Genomic DNA, 17487 nt, shown 5'->3' with positions numbered 1-17487 from the left:
GGCAGGCGTTTGAGAATTTATTATGCTAATCAAATTATTAACTAAAGTTTTCGGTAGTCGTAACGATCGTACATTGCGCCGTATGCGCAAAGTTGTTTCCGTGATCAACAGCATGGAACCACAGATGGAAAAGCTCACTGATGATGAGCTGAAGGCTAAAACCGGCGAATTCCGCGCGCGCCTGGAAAAAGGTGAAGTGCTGGAAAATCTGATCCCGGAAGCGTTCGCCGTCGTGCGTGAAGCAAGTAAGCGCGTCTTCGGGATGCGCCACTTCGACGTACAGCTGCTGGGCGGCATGGTCCTGAACGATCGCTGCATCGCGGAAATGCGTACTGGTGAAGGTAAAACCCTGACCGCAACGCTGCCTGCATACCTGAACGCCCTGAGCGGTAAAGGTGTACACGTTGTTACCGTGAACGACTACCTGGCCCAGCGTGATGCCGAAAACAACCGTCCTCTGTTTGAATATCTGGGTCTGAGCGTCGGTATTAACCTGCCTGGCATGCCGGCGCCGGCTAAGCGTGAAGCTTATGCAGCAGACATCACTTATGGTACCAACAACGAATACGGTTTCGACTACCTCCGCGATAACATGGCTTTCAGCCCGGAAGAGCGCGTGCAGCGCAAGCTTCACTATGCGCTGGTTGATGAGGTTGACTCCATCCTGATCGATGAAGCGCGTACGCCGCTGATCATCTCCGGCCCGGCCGAAGACAGCTCTGAACTGTACAAGCGCGTGAACAAAATCATTCCACACCTGCTGCGCCAGGAAAAAGAAGACTCCGACACCTTCCAGGGTGAAGGCCACTTCTCCGTGGATGAAAAATCTCGCCAGGTTAACCTGACCGAACGCGGTCTGGTGCTGATTGAGGAGCTTTTGGTACAAGAAGGCATGATGGAAGAAGGCGAGTCACTATACTCTCCTGCCAATATTATGCTGATGCATCACGTAACGGCGGCGCTGCGTGCCCATGCGCTGTTCACCCGCGACGTTGACTACATCGTGAAAGATGGCGAAGTCATTATCGTTGATGAACACACGGGTCGTACCATGCAGGGGCGTCGTTGGTCAGATGGTCTTCACCAGGCCGTAGAAGCGAAAGAAGGCGTCGAGATTCAGAATGAAAACCAGACGCTGGCGTCTATCACCTTCCAGAACTACTTCCGTCTTTACGAGAAGCTGGCAGGGATGACCGGTACTGCAGACACCGAAGCGTTTGAATTTAGCTCCATTTATAAGCTTGATACCATTGTTGTGCCGACCAACCGCCCAATGATCCGTAAAGATATGCCGGATCTGGTCTACATGACCGAACTGGATAAAATCGGTGCGATTATCGAAGACATTAAAGAACGTACCGCTAACGGCCAGCCCGTTCTGGTCGGGACCATCTCCATTGAGAAATCTGAAGTGGTTTCCAATGAGTTGACCAAGGCCGGTATCAAACACAATGTTCTGAACGCTAAGTTCCACGCCAACGAAGCGGCTATCGTTGCTCAGGCGGGTTACCCAGCCGCGGTAACTATCGCGACTAACATGGCGGGTCGTGGTACGGATATCGTGCTGGGCGGGAGCTGGCAGGAAGAGATTGCTGAGCTGGATGAGCCAACGCCAGAGCAAATTGCTCAGATCAAAGCGGACTGGAAGGTTCGCCACGATGCGGTACTGGCTTCCGGCGGTCTGCACATTATCGGTACTGAGCGTCATGAGTCCCGCCGTATCGATAACCAGCTGCGTGGCCGTTCTGGCCGTCAGGGCGATGCCGGTTCTTCCCGCTTCTACCTGTCGATGGAAGATGCCCTGATGCGTATCTTTGCCTCAGATCGCGTATCCAACATGATGCGTAAACTGGGCATGAAGCCGGGAGAGGCGATTGAACACCCGTGGGTGACCAAGGCGATTGCCAACGCACAGCGTAAAGTTGAAAGCCGTAACTTTGATATTCGTAAACAGCTGCTGGAATACGATGACGTTGCGAACGATCAGCGCCGGGCGATTTATACCCAGCGTAATGAGCTGCTCGACGTTACCGACGTGAGCGAAACCATCGCCAGCATTCGTGAAGACGTCTTCAAAGTCACCATCGATGCGCATATTCCGCCTCAGTCTCTGGAAGAAATGTGGGATGTAGAAGGTCTGGAAGAGCGTCTGAAAAACGACTTTGATCTCGAAATGCCGATCAAAGAATGGCTGGACAAAGAACCTGAGCTGCACGAAGAAACGCTGCGTGAGCGTATTCTGCAGACGGCGATTGAGCTTTATCAGCGTAAAGAAGAAGTCGTGGGTGCGGAAATGATGCGTCACTTCGAAAAAGGCGTGATGCTGCAAACGCTGGATTCGCTGTGGAAAGAGCATCTGGCCGCAATGGATTACCTGCGTCAGGGGATCCACCTGCGCGGTTATGCGCAGAAAGATCCGAAGCAGGAATACAAGCGTGAGTCCTTCTCCATGTTTGCCGCGATGCTGGAGTCACTGAAATATGAAGTGATCAGCACCCTGAGCAAAGTCCAGGTCCGCCTGCCGGAAGAAGTTGAAGCGATGGAGCAACAGCGTCGTGAAGAAGCCGAGCGTCTGGCACGTTTGCAGCAGCTTAGTCATGTGGATGATGAAACTCAGGCCGCACAGGCGCTGGCAGCAGAAACTGGCGATCGTAAAGTGGGTCGAAACGATCCTTGCCCTTGCGGCTCCGGTAAAAAATACAAACAGTGCCATGGCCGCCTGAGCTAAGGTCTGACAAAATCGAAAAGGCGCAGCTTTCTGCGCCTTCCAGACTGTAGACACACCTTCGGCGAAAGAAGAAACATCAGAAAGTTTGTTAAAAACAAAGGAAAATCAATTCATTGATTTTCGGCTGATAACCACAGAGAGGGGAAAAACCACGCTTTTTCCCCTCTCTGTCAGCAACCACAAAGGCGCAGCTTGCTGCGCCTTTTTTACGCATGGAGTGTGAGAATATGAAACAACTACAAATCGCCGTCGGAATCATTCGTAATCAGCAGGGTGAAATTTTTATCACGCAGCGCGCAGCCGATGCGCATATGGCGAATAAATGGGAATTTCCCGGTGGTAAGATTGAGGTCGGTGAGTCCCCGGAACAGGCCGTTATTCGTGAACTACAGGAAGAAACCGGTATTGTGGCGCAGAAGCCACAACTGTTTGAAACCCTTGAATATCAGTTCCCGGATCGTCATATTTCCCTGTGGTTTTACCTGATCGAGAGCTGGGCAGGAGAACCCTGGGGCAAAGAAGGGCAGCCAGGACGTTGGGTTGCTCAAGGAGAGCTCATCGCTGACGAGTTTCCGCCAGCCAATGAGCCCGTCATTTTAAAGCTGCTAAACGCTTAGCGTGCCTGCTCTTCGCTCCAGTCATCGCTTTCAGAAAGATCGCCGCTGCTCGGAATTCGTTTTTCCTCAGCGGCCCACTCGCCCAAATCAATAAGCTGGCAGCGCTTGCTGCAAAATGGTCTGTATGGACTACTTTCGTTCCAGATAACCGCTTTGCCGCAGCCAGGACAATTAACGATGGTTTCTTCGTTCATGTTTTTTCCTTAGCAGCAGGCAAGCTCAAAGTCCAGACGTTCAGGCACCTGGCCATTTTCTGAATCCAGCGGCATAAACCGAATCGCAAAGCGGCTTTTGTGGCCGGAAATTTGCGGATAAAGCTGGTCTCCGAGAGTGAGATGCAGGCGAAGCAAGTCGGCATCGTCGCCGTTATCCTGATAGAACCCATTGAGGCTGGTTTGTTTCCGGAATGGCGCAGAATTGCGGATGATGTCCAACAGAAGGTCGAGTGACTGTTTTACCGGTTCGAGACTGTTTAGCCAAAAATTAACCTGAACATCGCGTTGTTCCTGCGGCAGATAAAGCCAAATATGTAGCGTCGGCAGGTCGAAACTACAGCAACCGCCTGGGATGCTAAGGCGCTGGCGTACCAGCGCAATAAGGCGATCTTCTCGCAGTATCTGCCCAATACGCGGTGCGGCCATTAATACGCTGCCGCAGGTCTCCAATTGGCTTCGCAGCGAGTCGATGCGCTGCATATCCACCCCAGGGACTTCTGACCAGCTGAGCAGTTTACGCTGCTGACGGCCTATCTCTTTGAGAATATCGGTACGAATTTCGCCCCTTTCAAACACATCCAGTAAGTCACCGACGTTACGAAAAAAATGCAGCGCCTTTGCGCTGTCATTAACTGGAAGTGCTGACTGCATCTGTTGGATCAAAAACTCAATACGCAGCCACGTGCGCATTTTCTCATTCAATGGGTGTTCGAAAAGAACTTGAGTGTTCATCATTCTGCTTCCTGTTGTGCGGCCAGACTAGCCAGTTTCAGGTACTGGCTATGCAGGCGGTCAACATGCACGACAACGTCCTGGGGGCTGCCGTCATTATTAATTACATCATCTGCTGCGGCGAGACGAGCTTCGCGGGACGCCTGAGCATCCAGAATCTGCTGTGCGTGCTCGCGGGAAACATTATCCCGCAGCATAGTACGCGCAATCTGGGTCTCGGGGGAAACATCCACCACTAAAATCCGGTCCGCCTTTTGTTGCAGATTGTTTTCTATCAGCAGCGGGACTACCCACAGCACATAAGGTGAGGTAGCGCGGGCAATTTCATCACGGGTTCGCTGCTGGATGATGGGATGCAGCAGGTTATTAACCCATTGCTTTTGCTGCGGGGAGCTGAAAATCGTTTCTCTCAATGCCCGACGGTTTAAAGAACCATCTTCCAGAAGGATCTCAGGGCCAAAATGTTGAGAAATGAGAGCTAACGCACGTTGGCCGGGTTCAACAACCTGACGGGCAATCACATCTGCATCAATGACGGCGACTCCAGCGCGGGAAAAGGCTTCGGCGACAGTACTTTTACCGCTGCCAATGCCGCCCGTTAGTGCAACCGTGTAAACCATAGATAACCGATCCTGATGCTATATTTATCAATAATATAAAAAGTCTTCAGCAGCGCGTTTTTAAATGAATTTGCATCATATAAAAATCAGGTATTCGCCGTCTTCGGGCTTTTTACCGTTTACCAGGTAAATTTAAACGATTGTAGCGTAAAAAAGTCGGTTTTCGCAGTCTTGCGGAGTCATTATTACTGCGTATGATAGCGTCACTGGAGTTGGCTGTTGCTTGCTCGTTTTACTTTAAGCCACAGGTACGTTTACCGTGCTTGCTCACCCCAGTGTCTGATTTCTGTATATCTGGGTTCCGGGCCTGCCGTTGTTCTCTGTCTTGAGTAATGAAGAGCCTGCCGCCAATCGCGTTCATCGCCATTCGACCCAGGGATCTGCATCATGCGTATTGAAGAAGATTTGAAGTTAGGTTTTAAAGACGTTTTAATCCGCCCAAAACGCTCCACCCTCAAAAGCCGTTCAGACGTTGAGCTGGAACGTCAATTCACATTCAAGCATTCCGGCATCACGTGGTCTGGCGTCCCTATTATTGCTGCAAATATGGACACTGTTGGCACTTTCGCGATGGCGCAGGCGCTGGCCTCATTCGATATTCTTACCGCTGTACACAAACACTACTCGGTAGAAGAGTGGAGCAACTTTATTCGTTCCGTGCCTGAAAGCCTGCTGCGCCATATCATGGTCTCAACCGGTACTTCTGATGCAGATTTTGCCAAAACCAGGCAGATTCTGGCTCTGACTCCTGCGCTGAAATTTATCTGTATCGACGTGGCAAACGGCTACTCTGAGCACTTCACTCAGTTCGTCAGCAAAGCCCGTGAAGCATGGCCTGATAAAGTTATCTGTGCGGGTAACGTGGTTACCGGTGAAATGTGTGAAGAATTGATTCTGTCCGGGGCCGATATCGTGAAAGTGGGCATTGGCCCTGGCTCTGTATGTACCACGCGCGTTAAAACCGGCGTGGGCTATCCTCAGCTTTCCGCCGTCATTGAATGTGCCGATGCGGCACATGGCCTGGGCGGCCAAATCGTTAGCGATGGCGGTTGCACTATGCCGGGCGACGTGGCCAAGGCCTTCGGCGGCGGCGCCGACTTCGTTATGCTGGGCGGTATGCTGGCTGGACACGAAGAAAGCGGCGGTACCGTTGTCGAACAGGATGGTGAGAAGTTTATGCTGTTCTACGGCATGAGTTCCGAGTCTGCCATGACCCGCCACGTAGGCGGTGTTGCGCAGTACCGCGCTGCAGAAGGCAAAACTGTTAAGCTGCCTCTGCGCGGGCCGGTGGAAAATACCGCTCGCGATATCCTTGGCGGCCTGCGTTCTGCATGTACTTATGTAGGTGCTTCTCGCCTTAAAGAGCTGACCAAACGCACGACTTTCATCCGCGTAGCGGAACAGGAAAACCGCGTTTTCAATAGCCTCTGATGAGCATCAATGACGCAGTTCAGGCTGCGTCATCCTCCTCCGCTCATGGCATCCCCCATCTGGAAAATAGGCAGATACATGGCTATCACCAGCGTGCCAATGATTAAGCCAATGACCAGCATCATGACCGGCTCCAGCGTGGCGGCAAGATTTTCAGCCAGTTCCTGCGTTTTCTCATAATGCCAGCGCGCCAGCCGCTCAAGCATAAGATCCAGAGAACCCGATTCTTCACCAATGCGAACCAGCTGTTGGCAAAGTGGTGTGAAATACCCCGACTGCTCCAGCGCCTGCCATAGGGGCTTTCCTTCGGAAACCCGATCGTGTACATCAGCAATTTGCCGTTGCCAGAAAGTCTGGGTCAGCGTTTTTTTAACCGCATCAAGCCCTTCTAGCAGAGGAACGCCAGAATGCTGAGACAGCGTTAACACGGTAAATATCTGGCTGAGCAACTGGCCCTGCCTCAAGGGTGCAATGACCGGTATTTTTAACAGCAGTAATTGTTCTTTTTCCCGAATGCCGGGCTGGGTACGACGAAGCCACCAACCGATAACAGCGAAGAACACTGCGGTTAAAACCCACCATCCCCCTTGAGACGTTGCCCACTCTGAAAGACTCATAACGGCTTGGGTAATGGCGGGCAAAGGCGCGTTAAAAGAACGATAGATATTGGCAAACTCGGGCAGAACAAACCCAACCATGCCTGTGGTTACCAGCAGCGCAACAATCAAAATAAAAAGCGGATAACGCAGGGCTTTCACGACCTTTTTGCTGAGTTGGTATTGTTGTTCTTGTTGTTCGGCCAGCCGCTGGCAGCACTCCGCAAGCCTTCCCGTTAGCTCTCCAGTATGCAGCAAGGCAATAAAAAGGGGAGGGAAGATACTGGGCCATTGCTTAAGCGCTTCGGAAAACGGTATACCCTGCGCTACCTGCCGCTCGATGTGTTGTAATAATGCCGACCATGCAGGTTTTGGATGCTGGCGGGCTATGAGCAACAGAGAGTCAGTCAAAGCAATGCCTGCATGAAGTAGCGCTGCAAGCTGCCTGACAACGTCAATTTTGTACTGAATATGCCAACAGGATTGGCCCGATAAAGATGATTTTTTAGCGGAAATGAGCTGGAGCTGCTGCTGAGCAAGCTCCGCTTCAAGCAAGGCTCGCTCGCTGGTAAGCAATTCACCTCTCTTGAGCTGGCCTTCATTATCTATGGCTTCCCAGCGCCAGAGCAGAGGTTTAGGCATGTGGCACACCTAACACACGGTAAACCTCCTCCAGCGTCGTATGGCCTTGTGCTACGGCAGCGCAGCCACTCTCGAAAAGCGTACTCATTCCTTGCTCTCTGGCGAGCTTTTCAATTTTACTTGCGGGTTCGCCTTGCGTGATGACTTGCCTTAAATCAGCGGATAGCGGCAGGATTTCAAATAGCGCTGTTCGCCCATAATACCCTCCATAGCAACGCTCACATCCTGTCGCACGCCAATTGGGCAGTGCGGAAGGCCAAATGTGTCCAGGTAATGTTATGGCGGGTTCGTGATGCGCTTTACAGTGAGGGCAAAGTTTTCTCACCAGTCTTTGAGCCACGATAATATTTACAGCAGACGCGATCATCCAGCGAGGAATGGCCATTTGCTCAAGGCGGACAAGCGTTTCAACGGTGGAATTGGTATGCAGCGTCGATAAAACCAGGTGCCCGGTCTGGGCCGCCTTGATGGCAATTTCTGCGGTTTCTCCATCCCTGATCTCACCGACCATAATGATGTCTGGATCCTGCCTCAGTAATGCGCGCAGGACGTGCTGAAAGGTGAGACCCGCCTTCGGGTTTATCTGCGTCTGATTCAGTCCTTCCTGAGGAATTTCTATTGGATCTTCTACGCTGCAGACGTTAATGCCAGGTTGGTTAAGCGCCGTCAGGGCGCTGTACAGCGTAATGGTTTTTCCGCTACCCGTCGGACCGGTTACCAGAATCATGCCCTGCGGGGCCTGGAGCGATTGCTCAAGTTTTTTGGTTTCATCCTCTGACATGCCCAGGGAGTGAATGTCCATATGTTGTTTACCCTGCTGAAGAAGCCGTAAAACGACCTTCTCTCCGTATCGGCAGGGCAGCGTCGAGACGCGAAATGACGCTTTCACGTCCTCGGTGAGGTAGTCCATTTGTCCGTCCTGCGGCAATCGCTTTTCAGCGATATCCAGGTTAGCCAGAATTTTGAGCCTTGCAGTCACTGGGGCTGCCATTGCCTGGGGCAGTAGCGGTTGGCATTGCAGTACGCCATCAATGCGCAGCCGAATTCGATAGGCATTTTCGAAGGGCTCAAAATGGATATCGGATGCACGCTGCTGAACGGCGGCGGCAAGCGTTGTATTCAAGAGTGCGACCACCGAACTGCTGCGATCGTGCTCCAAAGGTTGAGAGGGCTCCAGCGTTTGCCATTTCTCCAGCCGTTCAATAGGCCAGATCTCTACATCAATGTGTTTATCGCAAAGAAAACGGAGCGCTTCGTACATTTGCTCGTTTGGGGCTTCAGCAACGGCAATTCGTACCGCGCCAGGTGTTTCCTCTATCAGTACGGCGTTGTAATGCTGGCAAAGGGCGTTGAGCTGTTCTTTTGTACTCATTTGCCAGTCCCCGCTTGCGTTTCGTTAAAACGGAATACATCTTCACAGGCTTGTTTCAGCGGCGATCCGTTTTCAGCATTACAGACTCTTGCCCAGCCGGTTACGCCGTTAGCATCGCTCCACTGAGGGGTGAACGTTACCGCCAGCCCGTTCAGGGATTCCTGGCCGTTGAGTGTCACAATCCCGCTGGCAACGCTCATCGCGCTGATATAACGCGTTGTTTTGGTTTCAGCGATGCCGTTACTGCCGGCATTGCAACCGGAGATCCCCCCGCGCTCGATGGCACAAAGCTCGACGGCGGTACGATAGGGCAGGAAGGTTTGCAGCATATCGGTCAAGGCTGCTTTGCGAAGGTAGTTTTGATATCCTGGAATACCGATGGCGCTAAGAATGGCGATGATGCCTATCACCACCATGAGCTCAATTAGCGTAAATCCTTTTTGCTTGTTCACTTGTCGCTCCTTTTGTTGAGAGAGCAACACTGTGCTGAACAGGTTAAGGAATAGCGAACAGGGAAACGGGTATTTGGGGAATGCCTTCCGCGTTAGTTAACGCCGTTGTGCGTATCGACAATCAAAATGGAAGTCAGTACGCAAAAAAGCGGACACAGTACTGACTGGTCCGCCGCGGTGCTGCGTTAGCGGAAGCGCATAGACAAGTCGAGGGCGCGTATGTGCTTAGTGAGAGCGCCTACGGAGATGTAGTCCACGCCCGTATCAGCGAATGTTCTGAGCGTCTCTTTGGTTACGTTGCCGGAGACTTCTAAGCGAGCTTTCCCTTGGGTAAGTGCCACGGCCTCACGCATTTGCTCCACGGTAAAGTTGTCCAGCATGATGATATCAGCCCCAGCTTTTAGCGCCTGACCCAATTCATCCAGTGACTCAACTTCCACTTCTACCGGCACGTCCGGGTGCATCCAGAATGCTTTCTCCACTGCCTGACGGATGGAGCCGGAAGCAATAATGTGATTTTCTTTGATAAGGAAAGCATCTGAAAGGCCGAGACGATGGTTACTGCCGCCGCCACAAAGCACGGCATATTTCAGCGCGGTGCGCAGGCCCGGGAGCGTTTTGCGGGTATCCAGCAACTGCGTTTTAGTGCCCTCAAGCAGCGCCACATAACTGTGAACTTCGCTGGCTACGCCTGAGAGCGTTTGCACGAAGTTCAACGCCGTTCTTTCTCCGGTCAAGAGAATACGAGCCGGGCCATTAAGCTCAAAAAGTGGCTGATTGATCGTTACTTCAGCGCCATCTTCAACATGCCAGGTCACCGTCACGTCTCCGCCAAGCTGAATAAAGACTTCTTCTACCCAGCGTTTACCGCAAAAAATGCCATTTTCACGGGTGATAACAACCGCATGAGACGTGCTTTCTGGGGGCAATAGCTGTGCCGTAATGTCGTTGTTTGGGTCGACTTCACCGCCCAGATCTTCCCGCAGCGCCTGAGCTACGGCGAGAGGGATATCGAGGGTAATTCGTTCGAGCAGCTCGTCACGTCGGCGGTCAGGGTTATAACGGCGGGGCGGCATGATTAAACTCCGGAATGAATAAGTTAATATTGTTTCATGCTACTCTGAAGCGACTTCAAGTACCACTCTAAGGAGAACCTCTCATGCAGCTTAAAGAAGGCTGGCTGGTGGGGGTAAAACATCTGCCATCCCCGCATTGTGACGGCCGACCGGAAGAGGAAAATCCCTCGTTGCTGGTGGTGCACAATATCAGTTTGCCGCCGGGGGAGTTCGGTGGCCCATGGATTGATGCGTTATTTGCCGGAACGCTCGATCCTGCAGCGCATCCTTACTTTGCCGGTATTTCGCATTTGCGCGTGTCGGCACATTGTCTGATTCGCCGGAACGGTGAAATTGTTCAGTACGTGCCTTTTGATAAACGAGCCTGGCATGCGGGCGTCTCAAGCTATCAGGGCAGAGAGAAGTGCAACGACTTTTCTATCGGTATTGAGCTGGAAGGTACCGATACGCTGGCTTACACCGACGCTCAATATGAACAACTCACAGCCTTAGCTAACTTACTGATTCAACACTATCCTGATATGGCGAAAAACATCACGGGCCACAGCGATATAGCGCCCGGTCGGAAGACCGACCCTGGCCCTTCGTTTGACTGGCCGCGCTTTTTGGGCGCGGTTGAAGAGGCAACTGACAAGGAGAGTACATGACCCTGTTTACCCTGCTGTTAGTCCTGATGGGCGAGCGATTGTTCAAAATGGGCGAGCACTGGCAGTTAGATCACCGTCTTGAAGTTTTGTTTGGACGGGTTAAGCATTTTTCTCTGTTAAGAACGTTGCTAATGACCGCGGCATTTATGGCCGTGGTTTTCCTGATTCTCCGTGCTTTAGATGGGTTACTGTTCAACGTTCCGCTGCTGGTGTTCTGGATTGCGCTGGGCGTGCTGTGCATCGGGGCAGGGCAGGTCAGGCTGCATTACCATTCGTATCTTAAAGCTGCCAGCCATGACGATGAACATGCCCGTGATGCAATGGCCGCAGAGCTTACATTGATTCATGGTGTTCCGCCTGAGTGCAGTGAACGTGAATATCTACGCGAGCTACAAAACGCACTGCTGTGGATTAACTTTCGTTTCTATCTTGCCCCACTGTTTTGGTTCGTGGTGGGTGGAGTCTGGGGGCCGGTTACGCTCGCAGGGTATGCTTTCCTGCGCGCATGGCAAACGTGGCTGGCCAGACACCATACGCCGCACGAGCGCTTGCTTTCGGGGATTGACGGCGTTTTGCATATTCTTGACTGGGTGCCTGTGCGTTTGGTTGGTGTCGCTTATGCCCTGTTAGGGCACGGTGAGCGAGCGCTTCCGGCCTGGTTTGCCTCCCTTGCCGACAGACATACCTCTCAGTACCAGGTTCTGACGCAGCTGGCACAGTACTCGCTGGCGAGAGAACCTCACCAGGATAAGGTGAAAACGCCGAAAGCTGCGGTATCGCTGGCGAAGAAGGTTTCATTAGTGATTGTGGTCGTGGTGGCGTTACTGACGATTTACGGTACTTTGGTTTAGCATCGGAAGGCTTGTAACAAAACGCCCCGCATTTGCGGGGCGTTTTGTTTATCAGGCTTTAACGGCCTTCAGGTTTTTCTGCTTCAGGAAATAACCAACGCCCAGAATCGCAATCCACACTGGGATCAGATACACCGAGATGGCCATGCCTGGCGTTATCAGCATGATGACCAACACGCCAACCATAAACAGCAGGCAGACCCAGTTACCCAGCGGATAGAACAAGGCAGGGAAGCGGGTTTTAACCCCTTGCTGCAGCTTGGCACGACGGAACTTCATGTGCGCCAGGCTGATCATCGCCCAGTTGATCACCAGGGCGGAGACAACCAGCGCCATCAGCAGGCCGAAAGCGGATTCCGGTGCCAGGTAGTTAATCAGCACGCAAAGGGCGGTAAAGCCTGCGGAAACCAGAATCGTGTTCACCGGTACACCGCGCTTATCGACGCTTTTCAGCATCTTCGGCGCGTTCCCCTGCTGTGCCAGGCCAAACAGCATACGGCTATTGCAGTAAACGCAGCTGTTGTAAACCGACAGGGCGGCGGTCAGCACCACAATATTCAGGGCGTTGGCCACGAAAGTGTCGCCCAGCTCATGGAAGATCAGCACGAACGGGCTGGTGTCAGCGGTCACGCGCGTCCACGGCAGCAGGGACAGCAGAATCGCCAGCGAACCCACATAGAAAATCAGAATACGGTAGATAACCTGGTTGGTCGCTTTTGGAATGCTCACTTCCGGGTTGTCTGCTTCAGCGGCGGTAATACCGACCAGCTCAAGCCCGCCGAAGGAGAACATAATGATAGCCATCATCATTACCAGCCCGGTGATGCCGTGCGGCAGGAAGCCACCCTGATCCCAGAGGTTGCTGACGGACGCCTGTGGGCCACCGTTGCCGCTAAAGAGTAACCAGCCGCCGAACAGAATCATGGCGATAACCGCCACTACTTTGATGATAGCGAACCAAAACTCCATCTCACCAAAGACTTTAACGTTAGTTAAATTGATAGCGTTGATAGCAACGAAGAACACCGCCGCCGTAGCCCAGGTTGGGATCTCCGGCCACCAGAACTGGATGTATTTGCCGACGGCCGTCAGTTCAGCCATGGCGACCAGGACATAGAGTACCCAGTAGTTCCAGCCTGAAGCGAATCCCGCAAAACCCCCCCAGTACTTGTAAGCAAAATGGCTGAATGAGCCGGCTACCGGTTCTTCAACGACCATTTCACCCAGCTGGCGCATAATTAAAAATGCGATAAACCCGGCGATAGCATAGCCGAGAATAATTGCCGGACCTGCGGACTGAATGACGGATGCGCTGCCCAGAAACAGGCCCGTCCCGATAGCTCCACCCAGCGCGATAAGCTGAATGTGGCGGTTTTTAAGACCGCGCTTCAGCGTGTCGCCGTGCTGTTGACCTTCCATCATGTAACCTCGTAGTGGTTAATGTCTGCGCTACATTGACGCGGATGTAATTGTTGTATTCCGTAATGTGTAGTCTTTTTTTTACGGTTATCAATTATGAATTTTGCGGATAGGGCTACCGCATTGCAAAGAATAATGTTAAGCGCATGCCTTTGCACCTGCTTTCTGCCACTGCTCTGACGAGTTGGGCAAAAAGAAACCATTTGTAAAAAAGGGAGGAGGGCAATGTGAGTCCGGAATACTTCTTGAGCTGCCGTTTTTCGTCATAAAAATGACATACGTTCACCGCGTCTCTCGGTTGTTTTTGAAAAATATATCGTTTCATAAACGTTAACTTACCGCTTTGTGGGTAAACGCAAGTTAGTGCCCAGGTTATGGTTTTGAAAATCCCTTCTTTTGTTATTGTTAAAATGTGCCTGCTTTCATGATTTCAATCAAAACCAATATGGACAGAAGGTGAATACTTTGTTACTTTTAGCCTCACGAACGTGAAATTGGTCTTACCAATTGACTCCGGGCTAATGGCAGAGATAGGGAACGATGGCCTACAGCAAAATCCGCCAACCAAAATTATCCGATGTGATAGAGCAGCAACTGGAGTTTCTCATCCTCGAGGGCACTCTACGCCCGGGCGAAAAACTTCCACCTGAACGCGAACTGGCGAAACAATTTGATGTTTCCCGTCCTTCGCTGCGCGAGGCCATCCAGCGTCTCGAAGCCAAGGGTTTGCTGCTTCGTCGCCAGGGCGGCGGTACTTTTGTCCAGAACAGCCTTTGGCAGAGCCTGAGCGACCCGCTGGTCGAACTGCTCTCAGACCATCCCGAATCCCAGTTTGATCTGCTTGAAACCCGCCATGCGCTTGAAGGCATTGCCGCCTATTACGCGGCGCTGCGCGGAACCGAAGAAGATCTCTCGCGCATTGGTGATTGCCATATTGCCATCCAGCAGGCTCAGGAGTCCGGTGATTTAGACGCCGAAGCCGATGCCGTCATGCAGTATCAAATTGCCGTAACCGAAGCCGCGCATAATGTTGTGCTTCTTCATTTATTGCGCTGCATGGAGCCTATGCTCGAACAGAACGTTCGCCAGAATTTTGAATTGCTCTACGCGCGCCGCGAGATGTTGGCGCAAGTGAGCAGCCATCGCGCCAGCATTTTTGCGGCGATTATGGCTCGCCAGCCGGAGCAGGCGCGAGAAGCGTCGCACCGTCACCTGGCGTTTATTGAGGAAATATTGCTGGATCGCAGCCGTGAGCAGAGCCGTCGTGAGCGCTCTCTCCGTCTCCTTCAGCAACGTAAGGATTAAGCGCCAAACTTTAGAGCGCGGCAACTAAACACAGAACCTGTCTTATTGTGTTTTCTCGCGAAAATACAATGGGACAGGTTCCAGATAATCAACGTATTAGACAGATAAGGAATACCCCCATGTCAGAACGTTTCCCAAATGACGTGGATCCGATTGAAACTCGCGACTGGCTACAGGCGATCGAATCGGTTATCCGTGAAGAAGGTGTTGAGCGTGCACAGTATCTGATCGATCAGCTGCTGTCCGAAGCCAGCAAAGGCGGCGTGAAAGTCGCTGCTTCTGCAGGTGCTCGCAACTATGTGAACACCATTGCCGTTGAAGACGAACCGGAATACCCGGGCAATCTGGATCTGGAACGCCGCATTCGTTCTGCTATCCGCTGGAACGCGATCATGACCGTTCTGCGCGCATCCAAGAAAGATCTGGAACTGGGTGGCCACATGGCATCCTTCCAGTCTTCTGCGACCGTTTACGAAGTGTGCTTCAACCACTTCTTCCGTGCAGCCAACGAGAAAGACGGCGGCGATCTGGTGTACTTCCAGGGCCACATCTCTCCGGGCATCTATGCACGTGCTTTCCTTGAAGGCCGCCTGACCGAAGAGCAGATGAACAATTTCCGTCAGGAAGTTCACGGTAAAGGTCTGTCTTCTTATCCGCACCCTAAACTGATGCCAGAATTCTGGCAGTTCCCGACCGTTTCCATGGGTCTGGGCCCAATCGGTGCGATCTACCAGGCTAAATTCCTGAAATATCTGGAACACCGTGGCCTGAAAGACACCTCCGAGCAAACCGTTTACGCCTTCTTGGGCGACGGTGAAATGGATGAGCCAGAATCTAAAGGCGCTATCACCATCGCGACCCGTGAGAAGCTGGACAACCTGTGCTTCATCATCAACTGTAACCTGCAGCGTCTGGATGGTCCGGTCACCGGTAACGGCAAGATCATCAACGAACTGGAAGGCATCTTCAGCGGTGCTGGCTGGAACGTGATCAAAGTGATGTGGGGCGGTCGTTGGGATGAGCTGCTGCGTAAAGATACCAGCGGTAAACTGATCCAGCTGATGAACGAAACCGTTGACGGCGACTACCAGACCTTCAAATCCAAAGACGGTGCGTATGTTCGTGAGCACTTCTTCGGCAAATACCCTGAAACCGCAGCGCTGGTTGCAGACTGGACTGATGAGCAGATCTGGGCCCTGAACCGCGGCGGTCACGATCCGAAGAAAGTCTACGCTGCACTGAAAAAAGCGCAGGAAACCAAAGGTAAAGCGACCGTTATCCTGGCCCACACCATCAAAGGTTACGGCATGGGCGATACCGCAGAAGGTAAAAACATCGCTCACCAGGTGAAGAAAATGAACATGGACGGCGTGCGTTACATCCGCGACCGTTTCAATGTGCCAGTGACCGATGAGCAGGTAGAAAACCTGTCTTACATCACCTTCCCTGAAGGCTCTGAAGAGCACAAGTACCTGCACGAACGCCGTCAGGCGCTGAAAGGCTATCTGCCTGCTCGCCAGCCTAACTTCTCCGAAAAACTGGAACTGCCTGCGCTGGAAGACTTCTCTCAGCTGCTGGAAGAGCAGAACAAAGAGATCTCCACCACCATCGCCTTCGTTCGTGCCCTGAACGTGATGCTGAAGAACCCGTCTATCAAAGACCGTCTGGTTCCAATCATCGCCGATGAAGCGCGTACCTTTGGTATGGAAGGTCTGTTCCGTCAGATCGGTATCTACAGCCCGAACGGCCAGCAGTACACCCCGCAGGACCGTGAGCAGGTTGCATACTATAAAGAAGACGAGAAAGGCCAGATTCTGCAGGAAGGGATCAACGAACTGGGTGCTGGTGCATCCTGGCTGGCGGCTGCGACCTCTTACAGCACCAACAACCTGCCGATGATTCCGTTCTACATCTACTATTCTATGTTCGGTTTCCAGCGTATCGGTGACCTGTGCTGGCAGGCCGGTGACCAACAGGCTCGCGGCTTCCTGGTCGGCGGGACTTCCGGTCGTACGACTCTGAACGGTGAAGGTCTGCAGCACGAAGATGGCCACAGCCACATTCAGTCTCTGACTATTCCTAACTGTATCTCTTACGATCCGTCTTACGCGTACGAAGTGGCTGTCATCATGCACGACGGTCTGACCCGTATGTACGGTGAAGCGCAAGAGAACATTTACTACTACATCACCACCCTGAACGAAAACTACCACATGCCGGCTATGCCAGCAGGTGCCGAGGAAGGTATCCGTAAAGGTATCTACAAACTCGAAACCGTGGCAGGTAGCAAAGGTAAAGTTCAGCTGCTGGGCTCCGGTTCTATCCTGCGTCACGTGCGTGAAGCAGCACAGATCCTGGCGAACGACTACGGCGTGGGCTCTGACGTGTACAGCGTAACTTCCTTCACCGAACTGGCACGTGATGGCCAGGATTGTGAGCGCTGGAACATGCTGCACCCAATGGAAACTCCGCGCGTGCCTTACATCGCTCAGGTGATGAACGACGCGCCAGCGGTTGCTTCTACTGACTATATGAAACTGTTTGCTGAGCAGGTTCGTACTTACGTACCAGCTGATGATTATCGCGTCCTGGGCACCGACGGCTTCGGTCGTTCTGACAGCCGCGAAAACCTGCGTCACCACTTCGAAGTTGATGCTTCTTACGTGGTCGTAGCAGCCCTGGGCGAACTGGCTAAACGTGGCGAAATCGATAAGAAAGTGGTTGCTGACGCAATTACTAAATTCAACATCGATGCAGAAAAAGTTAACCCGCGTCTGGCGTAAG

The 17487-nt window shown here is 52.4% G+C and carries 15 protein-coding genes; 7 read left to right on the top strand and 8 right to left on the bottom strand.

Annotated elements, in window-relative coordinates:
• The first annotated feature begins 22 nt into the window (after positions 1 to 22).
• Both secA and mutT read left to right on the top strand, forming a co-directional pair.
• On the top strand, positions 23 to 2728 hold the full coding sequence (gene secA / locus F3J29_RS13515) for a preprotein translocase subunit SecA (protein WP_166866820.1): 2706 nt from the start codon (positions 23 to 25) through the stop codon (positions 2726 to 2728).
• 227 nt (positions 2729 to 2955) lie between these two features.
• Positions 2956 to 3345, top strand: a complete 390-nt coding sequence (mutT, locus tag F3J29_RS13510) for an 8-oxo-dGTP diphosphatase MutT (protein WP_166866818.1) — start codon at positions 2956 to 2958, stop codon at positions 3343 to 3345.
• On the opposite strand, the gene yacG is transcribed toward mutT, so the two are convergent.
• From yacG to coaE, 3 genes are read right to left on the bottom strand one after another with little or no spacing between them, the layout of a single operon-like run.
• Complete coding sequence (yacG, locus tag F3J29_RS13505; RefSeq protein WP_166866816.1) at positions 3342 to 3539, bottom strand: DNA gyrase inhibitor YacG; 198 nt, start codon at positions 3537 to 3539, stop codon at positions 3342 to 3344. The two genes, mutT and yacG, sit on opposite strands and share 4 nt — an antisense overlap.
• A gap of 9 nt (positions 3540 to 3548) precedes the next feature.
• Positions 3549 to 4292 (bottom strand): cell division protein ZapD, encoded by a 744-nt coding sequence (gene zapD, locus F3J29_RS13500; RefSeq protein ID WP_166867518.1) that lies wholly within the window; start codon positions 4290 to 4292, stop codon positions 3549 to 3551.
• Positions 4292 to 4912: a dephospho-CoA kinase gene (gene coaE / locus F3J29_RS13495; protein WP_166866815.1), complete on the bottom strand. Its 621-nt coding sequence runs from the start codon at positions 4910 to 4912 to the stop codon at positions 4292 to 4294. The genes zapD and coaE overlap by 1 nt, the downstream gene beginning before the upstream one ends.
• A gap of 387 nt (positions 4913 to 5299) precedes the next feature.
• Here coaE and F3J29_RS13490 point away from each other — a divergent pair, with 387 nt between their 5' ends.
• Entirely contained in the window at positions 5300 to 6343 is a 1044-nt protein-coding gene (locus F3J29_RS13490; RefSeq protein WP_166866813.1) for a GMP reductase, read from the top strand.
• A gap of 29 nt (positions 6344 to 6372) precedes the next feature.
• Here the strand turns inward: F3J29_RS13490 and hofC are convergent, their stop codons facing one another.
• The 4 genes from hofC to nadC form a co-directional block, all read right to left on the bottom strand.
• On the bottom strand, positions 6373 to 7581 hold the full coding sequence (hofC, locus tag F3J29_RS13485; RefSeq protein ID WP_166866811.1) for a protein transport protein HofC: 1209 nt from the start codon (positions 7579 to 7581) through the stop codon (positions 6373 to 6375).
• Positions 7574 to 8953 (bottom strand): type II secretion system protein GspE, encoded by a 1380-nt coding sequence (gene gspE / locus F3J29_RS13480; protein ID WP_166866809.1) that lies wholly within the window; start codon positions 8951 to 8953, stop codon positions 7574 to 7576. Before gspE ends, hofC begins: the two co-directional genes overlap by 8 nt.
• On the bottom strand, positions 8950 to 9405 hold the full coding sequence (gene ppdD, locus F3J29_RS13475) for a prepilin peptidase-dependent pilin (RefSeq protein WP_166866807.1): 456 nt from the start codon (positions 9403 to 9405) through the stop codon (positions 8950 to 8952). The genes gspE and ppdD overlap by 4 nt, the downstream gene beginning before the upstream one ends.
• Positions 9406 to 9590: 185 nt before the next feature.
• Positions 9591 to 10481: a carboxylating nicotinate-nucleotide diphosphorylase gene (nadC, locus tag F3J29_RS13470; protein WP_166866805.1), complete on the bottom strand. Its 891-nt coding sequence runs from the start codon at positions 10479 to 10481 to the stop codon at positions 9591 to 9593.
• Positions 10482 to 10564: 83 nt separating this feature from the next.
• Here nadC and ampD point away from each other — a divergent pair, with 83 nt between their 5' ends.
• Together ampD and ampE are read left to right on the top strand one after the other, a co-directional pair.
• Positions 10565 to 11128, top strand: coding sequence for a 1,6-anhydro-N-acetylmuramyl-L-alanine amidase AmpD (gene ampD / locus F3J29_RS13465; RefSeq protein WP_166866803.1), 564 nt, complete (start codon positions 10565 to 10567; stop codon positions 11126 to 11128).
• Positions 11125 to 11979, top strand: a complete 855-nt coding sequence (gene ampE / locus F3J29_RS13460; protein ID WP_166866793.1) for a beta-lactamase regulator AmpE — start codon at positions 11125 to 11127, stop codon at positions 11977 to 11979. Before ampD ends, ampE begins: the two co-directional genes overlap by 4 nt.
• A gap of 51 nt (positions 11980 to 12030) precedes the next feature.
• Here ampE and aroP read toward each other — a convergent pair whose 3' ends face one another.
• Positions 12031 to 13401 (bottom strand): aromatic amino acid transporter AroP, encoded by a 1371-nt coding sequence (gene aroP / locus F3J29_RS13455; RefSeq protein ID WP_205246782.1) that lies wholly within the window; start codon positions 13399 to 13401, stop codon positions 12031 to 12033.
• A 537-nt stretch (positions 13402 to 13938) separates the two neighbouring features.
• Here aroP and pdhR point away from each other — a divergent pair.
• Positions 13939 to 14703, top strand: a complete 765-nt coding sequence (gene pdhR / locus F3J29_RS13450) for a pyruvate dehydrogenase complex transcriptional repressor PdhR (RefSeq protein WP_039290334.1) — start codon at positions 13939 to 13941, stop codon at positions 14701 to 14703.
• A 119-nt stretch (positions 14704 to 14822) separates the two neighbouring features.
• A complete protein-coding gene (gene aceE / locus F3J29_RS13445) occupies positions 14823 to 17486 on the top strand; it encodes a pyruvate dehydrogenase (acetyl-transferring), homodimeric type (protein ID WP_045781373.1) in 2664 nt (887 codons plus the stop codon).
• Position 17487: the final 1 nt, after the last annotated feature.

It is taken from the genome of Enterobacter sp. Cy-643 (genome assembly GCF_011752815.1).
In the GTDB taxonomy this organism is placed as follows: Bacteria; Pseudomonadota; Gammaproteobacteria; order Enterobacterales; family Enterobacteriaceae; genus Cedecea.
Note: the sequence above shows the minus strand (reverse complement) of the source record. Positions and strands in the feature narration are given on the sequence as shown.